The following is an 18,954-nucleotide window of genomic DNA, read 5'->3' as shown; positions in this document are numbered from 1 at the left end:
CGTGCGTTGCGGGGGGGGGGCGCCCGGCCCCCCGGGGCCGCCCACCGCGTTCACCACTGGGCCGGAGGCGGCGGCGGTGACACCGGCGGTCGGTCGTCGCAGGTGATGGTGTTGGGCAGGAGCCACGGCGCGAGCCAGCCGCCGTCGTTGCCGCCCAGGTCGGTGAGGGTGAACTCGGAGCCGGCCGGGGTGAAGTGGAACGATCCGCAGTTGTTGACGCCGACCGCACCCACGTTGCGGGCGTCCACGTTGGCGAACGAGGCCGACCCGGCCGTGCGGGCGCTGACGACCGAGGTGCCGGTGCCGTCGACCCGGACGTCGCGGAAGCGCACGTCGGGGATCGAGTAGAGGTCCTTCACCGGCCAGTCGCTGACCAGCATGATCGCGTTGTAGGTGCTGTCCAGGTAGGCGTCGCCGGTCACCTCGACGGCCGCGTCGATGCTGCGGTCCAGCGCGAACATCCAGATCGCGCCGAGCCCGATGTTCCAGTTCAGGTCGTACGTGCCGGCGCGGGCCGTGGTGTTGCCGGTGAACCGCAGGTACCCGGCGAACGGCTCCGCGCCGAAGCGGGCGCCGGCGTGCAGACCGCTGCCCTCCCGGACGGGGTCGGCGACGAGGTTGTGCGAGACGGTCGTGTCGGTGCCGCCGTAGATGGCGATGCCGTTGGCGAGCGTCGGCGACTGCACGGTGTTGTGGTCGAACGTGTTGCGGGCGTTGGCGGTCTTCTCGGCCCACATCGCGAGGCCGTCGTCGCCGGTGTTGCGGACGAAGGTGTGCGCGACCACCGAGTCGGTCACCCCGGTGTGGAAGTTGAGCGCGTCGGCGATCTGGTCGACGACGATCGTGTTGGTGACCCGGACGTTGCGCATCGGGCCGTCGAACCACAGGCCCGCCTTCGTGTGCCGCAGGTGCAGTCCGTCGATCGTGGAGTCGCTCATCGCGCCACCGATCGCGTTGACCTGGTCGGTGTCGATGCGTTCGCGCACGTCGCCCTCGATGGCGAAGCCGGACAGGTGCACGTTGCGGCTGCCACCGTCGGCGGCGTCGCGACCGTAGAACCCGACGCCGGTGTGCACCGAGCCGTCCGGCGCGGGGGTCGACAGGGCGACCTCGCGCCCCTTGACGGTCGTGTACCAGGTGCCGGCGCCCTCGATGGTCACGTCGTCGACGATGATGTGCCGGTTGACCTGGTACGTGCCCGGCGGAACGTAGACCTTCAGGTGCGCCCGCCGGGCGAAGGCGATCGCCTTGTCCAGGGCGTCGGCGGAATCCCGCCGGCCGGTCGGGTCGGCGCCGAACGCCAGCACGTTCGCCGCGAGCAGCCGTACGCGGGGCGGTGCGACCAGTTCGGAGTCGAGCAGGTCGATGACCGTCCACGCGGCGGCGCTGCCGGCCGGCGCGGTGAGCCGGACCTTGTCGCCGGCCCGGTAGGTACGCCCGAGCAGCAGCCGCTGCTCGTCGTAGAAGTGGGCGGGCCGGAAGGGCTTGGTGATGCTCGGGTACGGGGTGGTGGCCGCCGGCACGCACTGGCACTCGGTGATCCACCAGTCCGGGTGCAGCAGGCCGGCCTGCGGGTCGTTGGTGAACGGGTACTGGTTGTAGAGCCACGAGTACTGCGAGGTGAGCGTCATGGTGCGCACGTGCCTGCCGTTGACGGCGACACCCAGCGGCGCGGTGATCCCGCCGCCGGAGGGCGCGTCCGGGATGCTGTACCGCACGGTGATCCCGTTCGCGGCGCTGGGCAGGACGAACTCGACGTACTCGCCGGGGGTCAGGCGGACGGCCCGGCGGCCGGACGCCTCGGCGGGCAGCGTGTAGGCGGACCGGTCCGGGCCGATGACCTCGCCGTTGGTGCGGGCGTTCTCGGCCTCCTGTTCGAGGAAGTCGACGTCGGCGCCACGCCCGGCGACCAGCGCCGGATCGAGCGCCGCACGGGTGACGACCGGCTGCGTGCCGGGTGCGGCGGCCGGGCCGGCGGCGGCCACTGTGGGTCCGGCGACCAGCACGGCGAGGCCGGTCGCGAGCGCGACGGTGGCGGCGACCGGGCGGCGGCCCGGGCGTCCGCGCGCCGGCAGGATGCTGCGAGACATCGGTGACCCTCCTGGGTGGGGGTGGTGGTGGAGGTCCGCCCGGCGTTCCACTGGACGCCCGACATTGATCTGCATGATGCAGCACCGAACATCGCACTGCAAGACGACAATCGAAGAATGAAAAGAGGCGACCGATAACTTGCAAGAAATGAACGATTGGTGAGTTGAGGCGCGGCGCGTCGCGTGCGTCCCGACCCCGTACGACCGGCGTAGGGTGAGCCGCGTGGAGCACGAAGACCGAATCGCCCTTTTCCTCGACTACGAGAACCTGGCGTTGGGGGCCCGCGACCACCGTGGCGGCGGGGCCTTCGACTTCCGGCCGATCGCCGACGCGCTGGCCGAGCGCGGGCGGGTCGTGGTGCGCCGGGCCTACGCCGACTGGTCGTACTTCGACGAGGACCGCCGGATGCTCACCCGATCCCACGTGGAGCTCATCGAGATCCCGCAGCGGATGGGCGCGTCCCGTAAGAACGCCGCCGACATCAAGATGGCTGTCGACGCGATCGAGTTGGCCTTCGAACGCGACTACATCTCCACCTTCGTCATCTGCAGCGGCGACAGTGACTTCACTCCGCTCGTGCACAAGCTCCGCGAGCTCAACAAGCGGGTCATCGGTGTCGGGGTGGAGGGGTCCACGTCCGCGCTGCTGCCGCCGGCGTGCGACGAGTTCCTGTACTACGACCGGCTGGAGGGCGTGGACATCCCGCCCGTGCGCGCCCGACAGGCTCGCCCGGCCCGGCAACCCGGCCTCGACCAGCGACCGCCCGAGCCGGAGCAGCAGTTCGAACCGGAGGTGGAGAACCGGCCGGTGGGCGAGGAGCCCGGCCGGGACGTCGACGCGCTCGCCGTGCAGGTCGCCCAGACGGTTGCCGGGTTGCAGGGCAACGCGAGCGGCGAGGTGACCGCCTCCCGGCTCAAGCGCACCCTGCTGCGCAAGGACCCGACCTTCAGCGAGTCCGACTACGGCTTCCGTACCTTCGGCGAACTGCTGCGCCACCTCGCCGAGCACAACGTGGTCGACCTGGCCGAGGGGCCCGCCAAGGGCGACCCCGAGGTGTCGCTGCCCGAGCACGGCGACCGGGAGGTGGCCTTCGGCCTGCTCCGGGGAGTGGTCGGTGACCTCGGCAGCGCCGGCAACCCGGTGGCGCTCTCCGGCCTGAAGAACCAGCTGCGCCGGGTCCGGCCCGACTTCAGCGAGAAGAAGCTCGGCTACCGCAGCTTCCTGCAGTTCTGCAAGGCCGCCGCCACGAGCGGCGCGGTGGACCTGCGGTGGAGCCCGGAGGCGGACGACTACCTGCTCACCACTCCGGCCTGAGCGCATCGACCGCTGTCGAGCGGAAGTGTCGGGACTGCCCATAGGGTGGACGGCAGGGCTGCCCCGAGGGCGAGGTGAGGGTCGTCATGCCGGGACGTGGGGAATGGACACTCGTCGGCCGCGACGTCGAGCTGAAGACCATCGAGGATGTCGTGGCGGCGCGGGTGCCCGGCCTGGTGCTGGTGGGCGACGCCGGGGTGGGCAAGACGCGGTTGCTGCGCGAGGCGCTGGCGCGGGCCGGTGAGAGCGGCGTGGAGTGTCACTGGGTCTCGGCCACCGGCGCGGCCCGTTCGATCCCGTTCGGCGCGGTCTCCCACCTCATCCCCGCGCCGAGTCGACCGTACGCCGACCCGATGGGGTTGGTCGTCACCGTGGAGCGCGACTTCGCACGACGCAGCGCGGGCCGCACGGTCATGATCGGCATCGACGACGCGCACCTGCTCGACGAACCGTCCGCCGGGCTGCTGCACCAGCTCGCCGTGCACGGTCTGGCGGTGGCGGTGGCGACGGTCCGCGCGGGCGAACCGCTGTCCGACGCCCTCACCTCACTGTGGACGGGTGACGGTCGGCGACTGGAGGTGCGTCCCCTGCCCGCGACCGCCGTGGACCACCTGCTCGACGAGGCCGCGCCGGGTCCGCTCGACGCGCTCAGCCGCCGCCGGCTGCGGCAACTCGCCGACGGCAACCCCCTGCTGCTGCGGGAACTGCTGGCCGACGCGATGGAGACCGGCGGACTGCAGGAGTCACGGGGCGTCTGGCGCTGGCGCGGCACCGCCTCCGGCAGCCCACGGCTGGCCGAGCTGGTCAGCGCCCGGCTGCGCGCCCTCGAACCGGCCGCCCGCCAGGTGTTGGAGGTGGTCGCCTGCGGCGAACCTCTCTCCCTGGCGCTGCTCGAACAATTCGTCGACCCCGCCGCCATCGAGGCCGCCGAGCGTAGCGGCATGGTGGTCGCGGAGCGCTCCGTCGCCCGTACGGCCCTGCGCATGGCCCACCCGCTCTACGGCGAGGCGCTGCGCGCCAGCATGCCCGCCAGCCGGTCCCGGACCGTGTTCGGGCAGCTCGCCGACGTGCTGGCGAGCATGCCCCTGCGTCGACGCGACGACGCGCTGGTCGCCGGGATGTGGCAGCTGCGCTCCGGAAGCGTCCGGCATCCCGGCATCGCGCTGGCCGCCGCCCGGCAGGCGATCGACCGGTTCGACATCGACCTGGCCGAGCGTCTGGCCCGCACGGCGTACGACGCCGGGCAGGGTTGGGAGGCGCAGTGGCTGCTGGCCCGGGTGTTGCAGTACCAGGCGCGCAGCCAGGAGGCGTTCGACATGCTCCCCCCGGCTCCGCCGCCGGGCAGCAAGCGCCTCGCCATCTGGGCGATCACCCGGGCCGGGCTGCTCTACTGGGGTCTGGACCGGATCGACGAGGCGCACGAGACGCTGCGGATGGTGCCGGAGGGCTCGCCCGGCCACGACCTCACCGAGGCCACCCGGTCCTGGGTGCTGTTCTACGACGGCCGGTGCGAGGCCGCGCTGGCGGTCGGCCAGGCCGTACTGGGCAGTCCCGACACCGGCGTACGCGCGGCGAGCTGGGCGACCATGGGCGCGGCCTCGGCAGCCGGCATGCTCGGTCGGCTCGGCCTCGCGGCGGAGCTGGCGCGGCGGGGCCGGGCGGTGCTCGCCGCCGCGCCCGAGCACCTGCCCTGGAACGAGGCCCAGGTGGGGCTGGGGCTCTGCTACGCCCGGTACGCCGCCGGCGAGTTGGCCGAGGCCGTCGAGCTGGCCGACGAGGGCTACCGTGCGGCGGTGGCCAGCGACGCACGGGGGATGGTCGCCGTCTGGGCCGGGTTCCGCGGCATCATCGCCAAGGCCCAGGGGCAGCTCGACGCCGCCGAGGCCGACCTGCGCGAGGCCATCGCCCTGGTGGAGGAGAACGACCAGTACCACCTGGTGCGGACGTACTGGGCCGAGCTGGCCGGTGTCCGGGCCCTGGCGGGTGACCTGCCCGGTGCCCGCCGCTGGTTGGCGGCGGCGGACGCGCGGGAGCGCACCGCCAACCGGATCTTCCACGCGTGGGTGGAGCTGAACCGCGCCTGGGTGCAGGTCGCCGAGGGGGACCGCACCGCGGCGATCCGTACCGCCCGGCACGCGGCCGACCTGGCCCGGGGCAGCGAGCAGCCCACCATCGAGGCGGTGGCGCTCTACGAGTGCGTGCGCCTTGGCGCCCCGGAGCCGGTACGGGATCGCCTGAACGCCCTCGGCGACCAGCTCGGCGGGTTGGCGTCGACCCTCGCGGGCGCGGCCGACGGTCTGCTGCACGACGACGGGCCGGCCCTGGAGGCGGCGGCGGACGACCTCGTCGCCCGCGGGCACACTCTGCTCGCCGCCGAGGCGGTCGGCGTGGCCGCACGGGCGTACGCCCGCCGGGGTCGACCTCGGCTGGCGGTGGCGCAGCGGGCCGCGACGCTGGCCGAGGCCTGCCGGGGCGTGCGGACGCCCCTGCTCGCGGCGACCGCTCCGGGCGTCGAGCAGGCGACGCTGACCCGCCGCGAGCGGGACGTCGCGCTGCTCGCGGTCGCCCTGTCCAGCCGCAGCATCGCCGACCGGCTCGGGTTGTCGGTCAACACCGTCAACAACAACCTGGCCCGGGTCTTCACCAAACTGGGTGTCCGTAACCGCCGGGAGCTGGCCGTCGTGCTCGGCCAGGAGACATCCGGGCGTACGGAGGCAGGTCACCGCGAGCGATCCCCGCTCGACAGTAGGTAAGGGCGACTGATCTACCGGGTTACCGCGCGCCTCCCTACCGTGCGGGAACACACCTACCGGTGCACTCAGTCCCTGGAGGACGGCATGAGCCAACTGGACGCAAGCGGACCACCAGGACCGCGACCCACCAGGTCGTTCCACAATGTTCTCTTCGCCGCCGGGATGGCGATGGCGGTGGCCACCCTCACCGCGGTCGTCGCCCCGACCGCCGGGGGCGCCTCGCCCACCTCGGCGAGCGCCGCCCCGGCAGCGGTGTCGTACGACGCGCCGCCCTGCACCCGCGAGTTGGAGGGTACGACCTGGCTGCTCGACCCGTGCGTCAAGCCGGGCGGGAAGCTCCCGGCCGAGGTCGAGGCGCGGCTCGCGCAGATCCGTACCCAGAATCGGACGGCAGCCGACGACTGCCCGACCCCGACCGATTCGGCCTCGGCCTCGACGTCGGCGTCGCCGACCCGGCAGACCCAGTCGCCGGTGACGGCTGAGCCGGTGGCGCAGCGCGCCCCCGGCGCGACCGCGACCGCACCTACCACGACTGCCTCGCCCAGCGGTTCACCCATCTCGTCGCCCAGCGACTCGCCCTGCCCCTCGGGCAGCGCGTCGCCCTCGGGGAGCGCGTCGCCGTCGGGCAGCTCTTCTCCGTCGGGCAGTGCGTCGCCGTCGGAGAGCTCCTCTCCGTCCGGTAGCGCGTCGCCGTCGGAGAGCTCTTCTCCGTCCGGTAGCGCGTCGCCGTCGGAGAGCTCTTCTCCGTCGGGTAGCGCGTCGCCGTCGGGCAGCTCTTCCCCGTCGGGTAGCGCGTCGCCGTCGGGCAGCTCTTCCCCGTCCGGCAGCGCGTCGCCGTCCGGTAGCTCCTCCCCGTCGAGCAGCGCCTCACCCAGCGGCTCGTCGTCACCCAGCAACCCGACGGACCCGACCGACGGGCCGCCCTGGCCCACCGGCGGGCCGGGGTCGCCGCCACCCCCGCCGCCGACCGGGTGCCCGCAGGTCAACGGCAACCCCACCCTGGTGGACGCCAACAAGGACCGCATCCGCTGCCGTGAGGTGCAGACCGTCGAGGACGACACGGTCCTGACCCTCACCGGGGACTCGATCAGCTCGTCGCACCACCAGTTCGGCTTCGGCGTGGGGCCCGGCTGTCCGATGACCTCGTTCGACGATCGGGGCATGCCCGGCAACAACGGCGTCTACAGCTACGGCCGGCGCTACTTCGACATGGACGGCAGCATCGTCGACTACGACAACTACGCGCGCAGCGGGTACGGCACCGGTGACATCATCGCCGGTCGCGCCGGTCCGGACGCCTGCGGCAACGGCTGGGGGCGCGTCGCCAGCCCGCTCGGCCTCGCCACCGCGCGCATCGCCAAGGCCAAGGCGGACGGGCACAACGCGTACCACGCCACCACCGGCGGGGTGAACAACACCAACTGGACCACAGTCCTGACCCGGCTCGCCATGTGTCGCGCACTCGAGTTCTCGGCCGAGACGCTCAACCCGTACGGCGTCTTCCGGTTCGAGTGGGCGGCCGTCGGCGGCAAGCAGGGCATCGTCACCAACGGCGGCGGGTGCAACTTCTGGCTCGACCTGCCCGTCGGTGAGGACTACTACATCAACATCGGGGTGCCGCGTTACAACGGCCCCGCGCAGTACGCCGGCATCACCGCCGACGCGACCACGATCGTCAACGCCCTGCTGGGCGCCGGTGCGGACAAGGTGGTGTGGATGCTGTACTACGACATCACCCCGGCGAACATCGACATCGGCCAGTACGGCTGGGTCAAGCTCAAGTCGATGCTGCCCACCGGACTCCAGTCGTACCTGCCCTCGGCGCCGGTGTCGACCCTGCAACCGCTGATCGACCCACTCTGGGTGGGAAGCGTGCGAACCGTGATCAGCGACCTCAACTGGGCCATCCAGATGGGTGTCCCGTTCGACCCGGCCGTGCGGGTGGCGTTCCCGCCGCCGATCACTCCGAGTGACATTCAGATCACCGCAGAGGGTGGATCGCCGCATCCCAGCCCTTCTGGGCAGGACAAGTTGGCGAGCACCCTGGCTGGCGTACTCAGCGGTATGTGACGGGGGGCTGATCCATCGCTCAGGACGGGGAGGAATCGCCGATGCGGTTCCTCCCCGCCGCCCGCACAGGTGGAAGTGAGCCCGCATTGTGGCTAACAGCCCGTTATATGCTCACCTGCGCCGTACCCCCGGCGCGAAAATTGCTATACGGTCGGCGAATGAAGGTGGAGGAACACTGGTGGAACGGTGACACGACCCCGCGCGGGCGCAGGGACGTGTACATCCGTACTGACGGGCAAGGTTGGGAGGTCCGCGCCCAGATCGGTGGGGCGTCGGGCCGTGAGCGGGTGCAGCAGTGCCCCAGCCGGGCCTCGGCGACCATCCTCGCCGACGCCTGGCGCGGTACGCACCCATCCTGGCGCGAGCTGAAGCAGCGCTGATCCGGCACCGGGTCGGGCCGGCACGCCCCCCGCGCTCCCCGGCCCGCCCGGTGCTCGACCCCCTCCGACCTCCGCGTCTGCCAGGTCACCCCTTCTGCAACATGATCGCGGCGACCTCTGCCGCGAGGGCCGATGCCCACTCAAGCTGAGGGCAGTTGTCACGGCCCCTGCATTCCAGGCACCCACCTGCCCGCCATGGTGAGTCGAGCGCATCCGTCCAGTGCGCGTCGAGCACGCGTTTGGCGATGAACAGCTCGGTGGCCCTGGACACGGGTTCGTCGATCGGCATGCTCGGCACCTTTCGCGATATCACGATGAGTCCGCCCAGGGGCCGGCGACCAAATCGCGCCAATCCCCGGGCGGGCTTCGGGGCCAGGCTCCACGCTTGCCGAACGAAGAAAACGACCACTTCCTTCGACCTTAGAGACCTTTAGTACCTAAGGCAATGTTGGTCTTGAAGGGGTGTGATCGGCATGGTCCGATGGAAGGTGCCGAACGAAGGAACCTTCACATGCCCATACCAACCAGCGGATACCGCGAGGTGGCCGAGGATCTCGCCGCACGGATCGCAAGTGGGGAGTACGCGCCGGGTGAGCGGCTGCCCACGTACAACGAACTCTCCGCCCTCTACGACGTCAGCGTGACCACGGTCCAGAGGGCGGTCATCGTCCTGCAGACCCGTGGTCTGGTGGTGGGCCTTCAGGGGCGTGGCCTGTGGGTAGCGGAAAGGCCGCCCACCTGATCGACGCGCCCTCCGTAGTCCTTGATCACTTGATGCTCACCAGTTCGGAAAGTCCGCGTGGAACTGGTGAGCATCAAGTGATCAAGCCGAGCGCGCTCGATCAACTCGACTTCGCCGATCCGGGGGCATCCTGAGGCCGGGACACCGCGACATCGGCGATGTGGAGTGGATCAACCCCGGACGCGGCCAGGTCCGGTGGGCGCATTCCCTGCGGCAGGCCGGGTAGTCAGGGGCGGTCCGCGCGCGATGGAGGTCGCCCATGTCGCAGGGTCCCGACGAGGACAACCCTCGGCTCGACGAGGAGGTCCGGGAGGCCGAACGCCGGCTCGCCGGCCTCGTCGCCCCGTCGGACGACGCGCTGACCGACGACGACGCCCGCGTGCCGGACGACGCCCTCTCCGAACAGGACGAATCGCTCTCCGAGCATAAGGTTGCCCACTCCGAGCAGGACGAGGCCTATTCCGAGCAGGAGACGGAGTAAGGCTCAGGCGGTCGGGACCGGAAGCACCACGCCCTCGACCGCCGAGCGGTGCGCCAACTCGATCAGCTCGACCGTGGCGGCCGAGTCGCGCGGGTCCACCGGCATCGGCGTGCCGTGGCGCAGCGCCGCGGCCACCTGGGCGTAGAAGCTCTGGTACGCCCCGGGCACCGTCGGCGTCGGGTGCAGGTCGCCGTCGACGCCGAGCAGGCCGTACCGCTCCGGCGGGACCTCGCCCCAGCCGGGCTGGTCCGGTCGGCCGCCGTCGTGCAGTGCGGCCTCCTGCACGTCCAGCCCGTAGCTCGTGTAGCCGACCCGGTCGCCCAGCACCCGCAGTCGCGGGCCGAGCTGAGCGGTGATCGCTCCCATCCACAGGTGCGAGCGCACCCCGTTGGCGTGGGTCAACGCCACGAACGCGTCGTCGTCGACCTGGGCGCCCGCGCGGCGGCGGTCGACCTCGGCGTAGACCCGCTCGACGGCTCCGAAGAGCTGCACGGCCTGGTCGACGAGGTGTGCGCCCAGGTCGAACAGGGCACCACCGGCCTCCTCGGTCCCGGCGAGTTCCCGCCAGCCCGGCTTGATCGCGGGACGGAACCGCTCGAACCGGGACTCGAAGCGCAGCACCTGTCCCAGCTCGCCCCGCTCCACGAGCCCGCGGACGGTCAGGAAGTCGCCGTCCCACCGGCGGTTCTGGAACACCGTCAGCGGCACACCCCGCCGCTCGGCCTCCTCGACCAGCGCCCGGGAGTCGGCGGCCGTGGGTGCCAGGGGCTTGTCGACGACGACCGGCAGGCCGGCCGCGAGGGCCGCCCGCGCCATCGGCACGTGCTGCCGGTTCGGCGTCGCGACCACGACCAGGTCCAGAGCGTCGGGTGTACGCCACAGCTCGTCGGCGTCGTCGACCAGGCGGGCGTCCGGGAAGTGCTGGCGGGCCTGCTCGCGCCGCTGCGGATCGCGCGTCACGATGGCGTCCAGCCGCAGCCCGGGTGTCGCGGCGATCAGCGGAGCGTGGAAGACCCGACCCGCCAGCCCGTATCCCAGCAGACCGACCCGCAGCGCCTCCGCCATGCCGTACCCCTTTCTCCTGGCCCGCGCCCTGGACCGGCGGCGGTGCCGGTGGTCGAATCTACGCCGCGCCCGACCCGGGACCGGTCCGGGCCCGGCGCTGGTCAGCCCACCGGGTCGGCGCGCAGATAGGTGAGCACGGCGAGTACCCGGCGGTTGGTGTCGTCGCTGGGCGGCAGGTCGAGCTTCAGCAGGATGTTGCCGACGTGCTTGCCGACCGCGGCCTCGGTGACGTGCAGCCGGGCGGCGATGGACGCGTTGGAGCGGCCCTCGGCCAGCAACGCCAGCACCTCCCGTTCCCGGGCGGAGAGCGCGGCGAGCGGGTCGCGGGGTCGGTGCAGCAGTTGCCGCACCACGTCCGGGTCGATGGCCGTGCCGCCGTCGGTGACCCGGCGTAGCGTGTCGACGAACTCGGCCACCTCGGCCACCCGGTCCTTGAGCAGGTAGCCGACCCGCTGGCCGTCGCCACTGTCCAGTAGCGCCGCCGCGTACCCGGTCTGCACGAACTGGCTCAGGACCACCACGGGCAGGTCGGGCCGCTCGGCGCGCAGCGCGACGGCGGCGCGCAGCCCGTCGTCCCGTCCACCGGGTGGCATCCGGATGTCGGTCAGCACCAGATCGGGCCGGTGCGCGCGAGCCGCCTCCAGCAGCTCGGGCGCCGAGCCGACGGCCGCGCACACCGTGAAGTCGAAGCGGGTCAGCAGGGCAACCAGACCCTCGCGCAGCAGCACCTCGTCCTCGGCGAGCACCACCCGGGTCACCGGCGACATGGCAGCTCCACCCGGACCAGGGTAGGCCCGCCGGGAGGGCTGGCCAGCAGCAACCGGCCGTCGGCGGCGGCGACCCGGTCGGCGAGGCCGGTCAGGCCGGTTCCCCGGGCGGGGTCGGCGCCGCCGCGCCCGTCGTCGGACACCTCGACGACGAGGTCACCGCCGGCCCGCGTGAGGCGTACCTCGGCGTGTGTCGCACCGGCGTGCCGGGCCACGTTGCCCAAGGCCTCGGACACCACGAAGTACGCGGTGATCTCCACGATCTCCGGCAGGTCACCGTCGAGGTCGGCGTGCACCGTGACCGCGACGGGGGACGCGTCGGCCACCTCGCGTACGGCGTCGGCGAGACCGAGGTCGGTGAGGCTCTGCGGTCGGATGCCGTGCACCAACTGCCGCAACATCACCATGAGCCCGCGCGCCTGGTCGTGCGCCACGGCGAGGGGCCGGGCGGCGGGGGAGTCCTCGGGGACGTCCAGCCGGGCCAGGCCCAGTTGGAGGGTGAGGCTGGTCAGCCGGGGCTGCGCGCCGTCGTGCAGGTCGCGTTCGATGCGACGCCGTTCCGCCTCGTACGCGCCGACCAGCCGGGTCCGGGAGCGGGCGACCTCGCGGAGCGCTGCCGCGTCGGCCGGGCTGGCCAGCGCCCACCGGGCCACGGCCGCCTGGACGGCGGCGAGCAGCGCGGCCAGGTAGACGAGCACCGGGAGAAGCAGCACACCCACGATCGCGTACGGGACGGCTTCGCCGGTGCTCTCGATCGGGCGCCAGATCACCACCGGATCGGCGTCACCGGCCAGCCAGGGGCTGGTGACCATCCCCAGGTCCAGCAGCACCAGCACCAGGAACACCCAGTACGCGACCGGCACGAAACCGCCCAGCCAGAACAGGTACGCCACCTCCCGCCAGCCGGCCGCGCTGCGGTATCGGGCGACCAGACCCGGCCACGGCGACGCGGGCAGCGGACGGTTGTCGACGAGCCGGACCCGCCACCGCTCGACGGCGCCCACCGCGAAGCTCAGGATCGGGGCAAACGCCACCAGGATGATGCTGCCGGTGATCAGGAACAGCATCAGCGCGATGCTCGGCGGTCGGCCCTGCCGCCGGAGCGTGCTGAGGACGGGCAGCAGGGGCGCGCCGACGACGAGTAGCCCGACGGTGAGCACTCCGGCGATCGGCACGGTGGTGACCAGGTAGGCCAGCGCGCGCCAGGGCCAGGCGGAGGTCAGCCAGTCGCGGCGGCGCAGTGTCGCGGCCAGGTGGCGAGGGTGTTCCGAGGTCATGCCGCAGACGCTAATCGGCGGCCACCTGCCGCCCCAGCCGTCCAGATCCCCTCTTCGGGGTAGGTCCAGCACTACCGGCGGGGGTGTGCGGAGCCCGGAAACGGGAACGACGCGCGGGGCGTGACCTGCGGCGGCTGGAGTGACATGGGTGCCAGAACCTTCGTGGTGGTCGGCGGTACCAGCGGGCTGGGCCTCGCGGTGGCTCGGCTGCTGCTCGACGAGCACCGCGTCGTGGTGTTCGGCGACGTCCCGGCCGAGGTCGCGGCGACGACCGACGAACTGGGCTGCGACGGTGCGGTCTGCGACGTCTCCTCCTACGAGCACGTCCGGGACGCGTTCGCCGAGGTGGTGGGGCGCTACGGCACCGTCGACGGGGTCGCGGCCTGCGCGTCGATGTGGGCGGGCGGTGACCTCGGCGACCTGACCGTGGAGCACATCCGGCGGGCCGTCGAGATCAACGTCCTGGGGACGACGTACCTGCTGCGGGAGGCGCTGGAGCATCTGCGGCGGCAGGGCTACGGGAACGTGGTGTACATCGGCGCGCTGGCGCTCGCGGCTCCCCGGCCCGGCATCCCGGTCTACCGGGCGACCAAGAGCTACGGCAGCAGCCTCGTCGAGTCACTCGCCGAGTCTCAGCACAGCAACCGGGTCAAGGTGATGCAGTTGCACCCGGGGCCGATGCCGACCCGCCTGCAGGAACGCGTCGGCGCGGAGTTCCTCGACGAGGTGTACGCGCTGCCCGAGCAGGTCGCCACCGAGGTCGTCCGGCTGCTGCTGCTGCAACCCGACGACCTCTACGTCTCCGGTGAGCGCGTGCTGCGCGCGGACGGGCGGTGGTAACGGCGCGGACCGGTGCGGGGGACCGTCCGGCCTCCGCGTGGGCGCCCCTGCGCGGGGCCGTCTACCGCAATCTCTGGCTGGCCCTGCTCGCCGCCAACATCGGCACCTGGATGCAGACCGTCGGCGCGCAGTGGCTGCTGATCCACCACTCCAACGCCTCCACCCTCGTCGCGCTGGTGCAGACCGCCAGCCTGTTGCCGATCCTGCTGCTGGCGCTGCCCGCCGGGGTGCTGGCCGACAGCTTCGACCGCCGACACCTGTTGATCGCCGTGCAGCTGTTCCTGGTGGCGGTGGCGCTGGCGTTGACCCTGCTCACCCTGACCGACCGGATGCCGCCGGCCCTGCTGCTCACCCTCACCTTCGCGTTCGGGGTCGGGCAGGCGCTCACCCTGCCGGCCTGGTCGGCGGTGATTCCGGAGCTGGTGCCCCAGGAGCAGCTGCGGTCGGCGTCCGCGCTCGGTTCGATAAGCGTGAACGTGGCGCGGGCGGTGGGACCGGCGGTGGCGGGTGTCCTGATCGCCCGGACCGGCGTCGCCCCGGTCTTCGGGATCAACGCGGTGGCGTTCGCCATCTTCGCGGCCGCGCTGTGGCGCTGGCGTCCGAGCACCGCCCGCGCCGTCGAGGTGCCCGAGCGGTTCGCCGCCGCGCTGCGGGCCGGCAGCCGCTACGTACGTCACTCGCCGATCGTGCGCCGGCTGCTGCGCCGCGCGTTGGTCTTCGTGATCCCGGCCAGCGCGCTGTGGGCGCTGCTGCCGCTGGTGGCGGCCCGGCGGCTCGGGCTGGGCTCCGGCGGGTACGGGCTGCTGCTGGCCGCCCTTGGGGTGGGCGCCATCGCGGGCGGTGTGCTGCTGGCCGTGATCCGTACCCGGCTGTCGGCGAACCAGCTCCTGCTGATCGCCGGTGCGCTGTTCACCGGCGCGCTGGCGGTCCTCGGCACCGTCCGGGTGGTACCGCTGGTGCTGCTCGCCCTGCTGCCGGCCGGGATGGCCTGGGTGACGGTGCTGGCCAACGTCAACGCCGAGATGCAGCTCTTCCTGCCGAGCTGGGTACGGGCCCGGGGGTTGGCCGTCTACCAGGTGTGTTTCGCCGGCGGGCAGGCTGTCGGCGCCCTGGCGTGGGGTCTGGTGGCCGACATGGGCGGGCTGGTCCTCGCCTACCTCGCGGCGGCGGCGTTGATGTTCGTCGGGACCGTGACGAGCCGGATCTGGCCGCTGCCGGACCTGCGCTCGGTGAACCGTGAACCGGCGGCCTACTGGCCGCAACTGCACCTGGCGCACGAGCCGGACCCGGGCGTGGGACCGGTGCTGGTGACTGTCGAGTACACCGTCCGGCCGGAGCGCACAGAGCCGTTCCTCGCGGCCATGGACGTGGTGCGCGGCGCCCGACAGCGCACCGGCGCGATGCGCTGGGGGCTGTTCCGGCCGGCCGAGACGACGGACCGGTTCGTCGAGGTGTACCTGGTGCCGTCGTGGGACGAGCACCTGCGCCAGCACGGGGGCCGGTTGACCGGCGAGGACCGCGAGGCCGAGGCGCGGGCCCGGGAGTTGGCCGACGGCGTCCCGCAGGCATGTCATCTCGTGCCGGCCGCCGCCGGGCCGCGGTTGTCCGACGTCCGCGAAGGGCTCTGACCTGGGTACGCCCAACTCGTGGGCGAATTCTGTCCGCCGTATGTGCAGGTTGTGACTCTCGGGGTAGGTGAGGCCTGAAGAGAGGGGAGGGAATCATGGATCTGCTGGCCACGACGACCATTCGTCAACCGGCTGCCGACGTGTACGCCTTCTGGCGTCGCCTGGAGAACCTGCCGACTTTCATGGCTCACCTAAAAGAGGTGCGGGTCACCGGGGAGAAGACGAGTCACTGGACGGCGAGCGCGCCGTTCGACCGCAGCGTCGAGTGGGACGCCGAGATCACCGACGAGGTGCCCGGCGAGCGCATCGGCTGGCGGTCCACCGGCGACGCCGACGTGCCGAACACGGGCAAGGTGTGGTTCGTGCCCGCCCCCGACGGCGTCAGCACGGAGGTGCACGTGCTGCTGGTGTACGACATCCCCGGCGGCAAGCTCGGCCAGGCCGTGGCCCGGTACTTCGGTGAGGAGCCGCACCAGCAACTCGACGACGACCTGCGCCGACTCAAGCAGGTGCTGGAGACCGGCGAGGTGGTGCGCTCCGACGGCGCGCCGTGGGGTAAGCGCGCCCGGCGGGAGTTCCCGCAGCGACCGGCGCAGCCGCTGTCGAGCGACGAGTTGTCCAAGGGGGAGGCGGCATGAGGGCGAACACGTGGGCCGGTCGCAACAAGGTCGAGGTACGCGACGTGCCGGACCCGAGCATCCTCAACCGGCGGGACGCGATCGTGAAGGTCACCTCGACGGCGATCTGCGGATCGGACCTGCACCTGGTCGACGGGTACGTGCCGACCATGCAGGACGGTGACGTGCTCGGCCACGAGTTCATGGGCGAGGTGGTGGAGGTCGGCGACGGCGTCGACGCGGACCGGCTGCGCGTCGGCGACCGCGTCGTGGTGCCGTTCCCGATCGCCTGCGGCGCGTGCGCGGCGTGTGTGGCCGAGCTGTGGTCGTGCTGCGAGAACAGCAACCCCAACGCCGGGATCGCCGAGAAGATGTTCGGTCACCCGGTGGCCGGCATCTTCGGCTACTCCCACCTGACCGGCGGGTTCGCCGGTGGGCAGTCCGAGTACGTGCGGGTGCCGTTCGCCGACGTCGGGCCGCTGAAGATCGAGTCGGACCTGACCGACGAGCAGGTGCTGTTCCTGTCCGACATCCTGCCGACCGGCTACATGGGCGCCGAGATGTGCGACATCCAGCCCAGCGACGTCGTCGCCGTGTGGGGCGCGGGCCCGGTCGGGCAGTTCGCGATGGACAGCGCCCGCCTGCTCGGCGCGGCCACGGTCATCGCGATCGACAAGGAGCCGTACCGGCTGCGGATGGCGGAAGAGGCCGGGCACACCACGATCAACTTCGACGAGGTGGACGTGCGTTCCCGGCTGTTGGAGCTGACCGGTGGACGCGGGCCGGACAAGTGCATCGACGCCGTCGGCATGGAGGCCAGCCACGGCAGCGCGCACCTGCACGCGTACGACCGGGTGAAGCAGGCCGTGCGGTCGGAGACCGAGCGCCCGCACGCGCTGCGCCAGGCGATCCTGTCCTGCCGCAGCGGCGGCATCGTGTCGGTCATCGGCGTGTACGGCGGATTCCTCGACAAGTTCCCCTCCGGCGCGTGGATGAACCGGTCGTTGACCCTGCGCACCGGTCAGTGCCACGTCCAGCGGTACATGACGCCGCTGCTGCGCCACATCGAGAACGGCGAGCTGGACCCCACCCGGGTGATCACCCACACGCTGCCGCTGGACGACGCGGCACGGGGCTTCGACCTGTTCAAGAACAAGCAGGACGACTGCGAGAAGGTCGTGCTCAAGCCCTGACCGGGTCGGTGCCGGCGAGCCGCCACACGTGGGCCCCGCCGGCACCGGTCGGCTGGCGTACCGCGTACGCCCGCGTTGTTAGGATGGCCGCACCATGGCGACTGAGCGTAAGCCGACCGCGGACCCGGCCCGCAGCCTGGCCATCCTCTGGCGCACCCGGGAACCGACCAGCCGCAGCGCCGGGCAGGGACTCAGCGTCGACCGGATCATCCGGGCCGCGATCGACATCGCCGACGCCGAGGGTCTCGACGCGTTGACCATGCGTCGGGTGGGCGAGGCGCTGGGTGTGGGCACGATGTCGGTCTACACGTACGTGCCGGGCAAGGCCGAACTCGTCGACGTCATGATCGACACCGCGTACGGCGAGATGCCGCGCGCCGCCGTCGAGGGCGACTGGCGGGCCCGTCTGGAGCGGATCGCCCGCGACAACCTGGAGCTCTACCAGCGACACCGGTGGATGGTGCGGGCCGAGACGACCCGGCCGGTGCTCGGCCCGAACCTGATGGCCAAGTACGACCACGAACTCGGCGCGGTCGCCGACATCGGGCTCACCGACGTCGAGATGGACGCGGTCCTCACCCTCGTGCTCGGGCACGTGAAGAGTTCCGCGCGTGCCGCGTCCGAGGTGGTCGACCTGGAACGGGAGACCGGCATGACCGACGGCCAGTGGTGGCAGTCGCAGGCGCCCTGGTTGGAGACGTTCCTGAATCCCGACAGCTACCCGACCGCGTCCCGGGTCGGCACGGCTGCCGGCCAGCAGCACGGTGCCGCCTACGGCCCGGAGTACGCCTTCGAGTTCGGCCTGCAACGCGTCCTCGACGGCATCTCGGTGGTGGTCACCGAGCGGGCGGCCGACCGGTAGCCCCGACGTCGGGTGCTACCCGTCCGTCTCCGGCGCGTCCACGGCGGCGCCGAGCCGGGCGAGGGAGCGGGCGGACGGGCTGCCCGGCTCGGCGTGGTAGACGACCAGCGACTGGGTCGTGCCGCTGATCGTCAGCTTCTCGTAGCGCAGCTCCAGATCGCCCACCTGCGGATGGTGGAGCATCCGCAGCCCGCCTCCGGCGCGGACCGCGACGTCGTGGCGCGCCCACAGCCGCCGGAACAGCTCGCTGCCGGCCGTCAACTCGTCGACCAGCTCGGTGAGCCGTGGATCGTCCACCTCCGCGCCCACCTGCGCGCGCAGGCCCGCTACGGCGCTGGCGGCGACCGACTCCGGGGCCGGGTAGAGCGCCGGCGCGCGCTGGCCCAGGAAGACCTCGCGCAGCAGGTTCACCCCGACCCGGTAGATCGGGGTCAGCGCCGTCGCCATCGGGTTGGCGAAGAGCACATCCAGGTGGCGGCCGTGCACGAAGGCGGGCGTTTCCGCCCACGAACCCACCAACTGCCGGATGCCCACCGGTACCCGCTCGGGACGTCGTGCCGGGCGGTCGGCCGGAGCGTGTCCGCCGAGGCGGCGCAGGTGCGCGGTGGCCTCCGCGTCCAGGAGCAGCGCCCGCGCCAGCGCCTCGAGCACCTGGGCCGACGGGTTGCGGTCCCGGCCCTGCTCCAACCGCAGGTAGTAGTCGGCGCTGATGCCGGCGAGCAGGGCCAGCTCCTCGCGTCGCAGACCGGGCACCCGTCGGCGGCCGTGCGCCGGCAGACCGACGGCACCCGGCCCGACCAGCTCGCGCCGGGCACGCAGGTACTCGCCCAGCGGGCCGGCCGTGCTCACCAGCCCATCGTAGGAGCGTCCGCCG

Annotated in this window: 18 protein-coding genes; 11 read left to right on the top strand and 7 right to left on the bottom strand. The window is 72.2% G+C overall.

What is annotated here, in order from left to right:
• Positions 1 to 50: 50 nt before the first annotated feature.
• Positions 51 to 2,090 carry a glycosyl hydrolase family 28-related protein gene (locus ABZU91_RS12720; protein WP_355238264.1) on the bottom strand — a complete coding sequence of 680 codons (2,040 nt, stop codon included), beginning with the start codon at positions 2,088 to 2,090 and terminating at the stop codon, positions 51 to 53.
• 223 nt (positions 2,091 to 2,313) lie between these two features.
• Between ABZU91_RS12720 and ABZU91_RS12715 the strand changes: the two genes are divergently transcribed.
• On the top strand, positions 2,314 to 3,405 hold the full coding sequence (locus ABZU91_RS12715) for a PIN domain-containing protein (RefSeq protein WP_355238261.1): 1,092 nt from the start codon (positions 2,314 to 2,316) through the stop codon (positions 3,403 to 3,405).
• An 86-nt stretch (positions 3,406 to 3,491) separates the two neighbouring features.
• Complete coding sequence (locus ABZU91_RS12710; protein WP_355238258.1) at positions 3,492 to 6,158, top strand: LuxR C-terminal-related transcriptional regulator; 2,667 nt, start codon at positions 3,492 to 3,494, stop codon at positions 6,156 to 6,158.
• A 65-nt stretch (positions 6,159 to 6,223) separates the two neighbouring features.
• Here the strand turns inward: ABZU91_RS12710 and ABZU91_RS12705 are convergent, their stop codons facing one another.
• Positions 6,224 to 7,156: a hypothetical protein gene (locus tag ABZU91_RS12705; protein WP_355238255.1), complete on the bottom strand. Its 933-nt coding sequence runs from the start codon at positions 7,154 to 7,156 to the stop codon at positions 6,224 to 6,226.
• Positions 7,157 to 7,160: 4 nt separating this feature from the next.
• Here ABZU91_RS12705 and ABZU91_RS12700 point away from each other — a divergent pair, with 4 nt between their 5' ends.
• The gene (locus tag ABZU91_RS12700) at positions 7,161 to 8,228 is read left to right on the top strand and encodes a hypothetical protein (protein WP_355238252.1); all 1,068 of its coding nucleotides are present in this window, start codon (positions 7,161 to 7,163) and stop codon (positions 8,226 to 8,228) included.
• A gap of 158 nt (positions 8,229 to 8,386) precedes the next feature.
• The gene (locus tag ABZU91_RS12695) at positions 8,387 to 8,608 is read left to right on the top strand and encodes a hypothetical protein (RefSeq protein WP_355050387.1); all 222 of its coding nucleotides are present in this window, start codon (positions 8,387 to 8,389) and stop codon (positions 8,606 to 8,608) included.
• 85 nt (positions 8,609 to 8,693) lie between these two features.
• Here the strand turns inward: ABZU91_RS12695 and ABZU91_RS12690 are convergent, their stop codons facing one another.
• Complete coding sequence (locus tag ABZU91_RS12690; RefSeq protein WP_355238248.1) at positions 8,694 to 8,897, bottom strand: hypothetical protein; 204 nt, start codon at positions 8,895 to 8,897, stop codon at positions 8,694 to 8,696.
• A 222-nt stretch (positions 8,898 to 9,119) separates the two neighbouring features.
• Here ABZU91_RS12690 and ABZU91_RS12685 point away from each other — a divergent pair, with 222 nt between their 5' ends.
• On the top strand, positions 9,120 to 9,350 hold the full coding sequence (locus tag ABZU91_RS12685; RefSeq protein WP_355238245.1) for a winged helix-turn-helix domain-containing protein: 231 nt from the start codon (positions 9,120 to 9,122) through the stop codon (positions 9,348 to 9,350).
• A 259-nt stretch (positions 9,351 to 9,609) separates the two neighbouring features.
• Positions 9,610 to 9,831 (top strand): hypothetical protein, encoded by a 222-nt coding sequence (locus tag ABZU91_RS12680; RefSeq protein WP_355238242.1) that lies wholly within the window; start codon positions 9,610 to 9,612, stop codon positions 9,829 to 9,831.
• A gap of 3 nt (positions 9,832 to 9,834) precedes the next feature.
• On the opposite strand, the gene ABZU91_RS12675 is transcribed toward ABZU91_RS12680, so the two are convergent.
• The 3 genes from ABZU91_RS12675 to ABZU91_RS12665 form a co-directional block, all read right to left on the bottom strand.
• Complete coding sequence (locus ABZU91_RS12675; RefSeq protein ID WP_355238239.1) at positions 9,835 to 10,896, bottom strand: Gfo/Idh/MocA family oxidoreductase; 1,062 nt, start codon at positions 10,894 to 10,896, stop codon at positions 9,835 to 9,837.
• Between the two features lie 101 nt (positions 10,897 to 10,997).
• Positions 10,998 to 11,663: a response regulator transcription factor gene (locus ABZU91_RS12670; RefSeq protein ID WP_355238236.1), complete on the bottom strand. Its 666-nt coding sequence runs from the start codon at positions 11,661 to 11,663 to the stop codon at positions 10,998 to 11,000.
• Complete coding sequence (locus ABZU91_RS12665; RefSeq protein WP_355238234.1) at positions 11,651 to 12,940, bottom strand: sensor histidine kinase; 1,290 nt, start codon at positions 12,938 to 12,940, stop codon at positions 11,651 to 11,653. The genes ABZU91_RS12670 and ABZU91_RS12665 overlap by 13 nt, the downstream gene beginning before the upstream one ends.
• A gap of 144 nt (positions 12,941 to 13,084) precedes the next feature.
• On the opposite strand from ABZU91_RS12665, the gene ABZU91_RS12660 reads away from it, so the two are divergent.
• The 5 genes from ABZU91_RS12660 to ABZU91_RS12640 all read left to right on the top strand — a co-directional run bounded on the left by ABZU91_RS12660 (position 13,085) and on the right by ABZU91_RS12640 (position 18,080).
• Positions 13,085 to 13,780 carry an SDR family oxidoreductase gene (locus ABZU91_RS12660; protein WP_355238231.1) on the top strand — a complete coding sequence of 232 codons (696 nt, stop codon included), beginning with the start codon at positions 13,085 to 13,087 and terminating at the stop codon, positions 13,778 to 13,780.
• Positions 13,774 to 15,408: an MFS transporter gene (locus ABZU91_RS12655; RefSeq protein ID WP_355238228.1), complete on the top strand. Its 1,635-nt coding sequence runs from the start codon at positions 13,774 to 13,776 to the stop codon at positions 15,406 to 15,408. The genes ABZU91_RS12660 and ABZU91_RS12655 overlap by 7 nt, the downstream gene beginning before the upstream one ends.
• Positions 15,409 to 15,503: 95 nt before the next feature.
• Entirely contained in the window at positions 15,504 to 16,046 is a 543-nt protein-coding gene (locus ABZU91_RS12650) for an SRPBCC family protein (RefSeq protein ID WP_355238225.1), read from the top strand.
• The gene (locus ABZU91_RS12645) at positions 16,043 to 17,218 is read left to right on the top strand and encodes a zinc-dependent alcohol dehydrogenase (protein ID WP_355238222.1); all 1,176 of its coding nucleotides are present in this window, start codon (positions 16,043 to 16,045) and stop codon (positions 17,216 to 17,218) included. The genes ABZU91_RS12650 and ABZU91_RS12645 overlap by 4 nt, the downstream gene beginning before the upstream one ends.
• A 94-nt stretch (positions 17,219 to 17,312) precedes the next feature.
• Positions 17,313 to 18,080 carry a TetR/AcrR family transcriptional regulator gene (locus tag ABZU91_RS12640; protein WP_355238219.1) on the top strand — a complete coding sequence of 256 codons (768 nt, stop codon included), beginning with the start codon at positions 17,313 to 17,315 and terminating at the stop codon, positions 18,078 to 18,080.
• A gap of 15 nt (positions 18,081 to 18,095) precedes the next feature.
• Here ABZU91_RS12640 and ABZU91_RS12635 read toward each other — a convergent pair whose 3' ends face one another.
• On the bottom strand, positions 18,096 to 18,929 hold the full coding sequence (locus ABZU91_RS12635) for a helix-turn-helix transcriptional regulator (RefSeq protein ID WP_355238216.1): 834 nt from the start codon (positions 18,927 to 18,929) through the stop codon (positions 18,096 to 18,098).
• Positions 18,930 to 18,954 lie beyond the last annotated feature (25 nt).

Source organism: Micromonospora sp. NPDC005174 (genome assembly GCF_040608495.1).
Classification (GTDB): Bacteria; Actinomycetota; Actinomycetes; order Mycobacteriales; family Micromonosporaceae; genus Micromonospora.
Note: the sequence above shows the minus strand (reverse complement) of the source record. Positions and strands in the feature narration are given on the sequence as shown.

Excerpts from the sequence above, each read along its gene's own strand:
- ABZU91_RS12720 (WP_355238264.1), bottom strand. The coding sequence starts at position 2,090 with ATGTCTCGCAGCATCCTGCCGGCGCGCGGACGCCCGGGCCGCCGCCCG.
- ABZU91_RS12710 (WP_355238258.1), top strand. The coding sequence starts at position 3,492 with ATGCCGGGACGTGGGGAATGGACACTCGTCGGCCGCGACGTCGAGCTG.
- ABZU91_RS12695 (WP_355050387.1), top strand. The coding sequence starts at position 8,387 with ATGAAGGTGGAGGAACACTGGTGGAACGGTGACACGACCCCGCGCGGG.
- ABZU91_RS12690 (WP_355238248.1), bottom strand. The coding sequence starts at position 8,897 with ATGCCGATCGACGAACCCGTGTCCAGGGCCACCGAGCTGTTCATCGCC.
- ABZU91_RS12685 (WP_355238245.1), top strand. The coding sequence starts at position 9,120 with ATGCCCATACCAACCAGCGGATACCGCGAGGTGGCCGAGGATCTCGCC.
- ABZU91_RS12680 (WP_355238242.1), top strand. The coding sequence starts at position 9,610 with ATGTCGCAGGGTCCCGACGAGGACAACCCTCGGCTCGACGAGGAGGTC.
- ABZU91_RS12675 (WP_355238239.1), bottom strand. The coding sequence starts at position 10,896 with ATGGCGGAGGCGCTGCGGGTCGGTCTGCTGGGATACGGGCTGGCGGGT.
- ABZU91_RS12670 (WP_355238236.1), bottom strand. The coding sequence starts at position 11,663 with ATGTCGCCGGTGACCCGGGTGGTGCTCGCCGAGGACGAGGTGCTGCTG.
- ABZU91_RS12665 (WP_355238234.1), bottom strand. The coding sequence starts at position 12,940 with ATGACCTCGGAACACCCTCGCCACCTGGCCGCGACACTGCGCCGCCGC.
- ABZU91_RS12660 (WP_355238231.1), top strand. The coding sequence starts at position 13,085 with ATGGGTGCCAGAACCTTCGTGGTGGTCGGCGGTACCAGCGGGCTGGGC.
- ABZU91_RS12650 (WP_355238225.1), top strand. The coding sequence starts at position 15,504 with ATGGATCTGCTGGCCACGACGACCATTCGTCAACCGGCTGCCGACGTG.
- ABZU91_RS12645 (WP_355238222.1), top strand. The coding sequence starts at position 16,043 with ATGAGGGCGAACACGTGGGCCGGTCGCAACAAGGTCGAGGTACGCGAC.
- ABZU91_RS12640 (WP_355238219.1), top strand. The coding sequence starts at position 17,313 with ATGGCGACTGAGCGTAAGCCGACCGCGGACCCGGCCCGCAGCCTGGCC.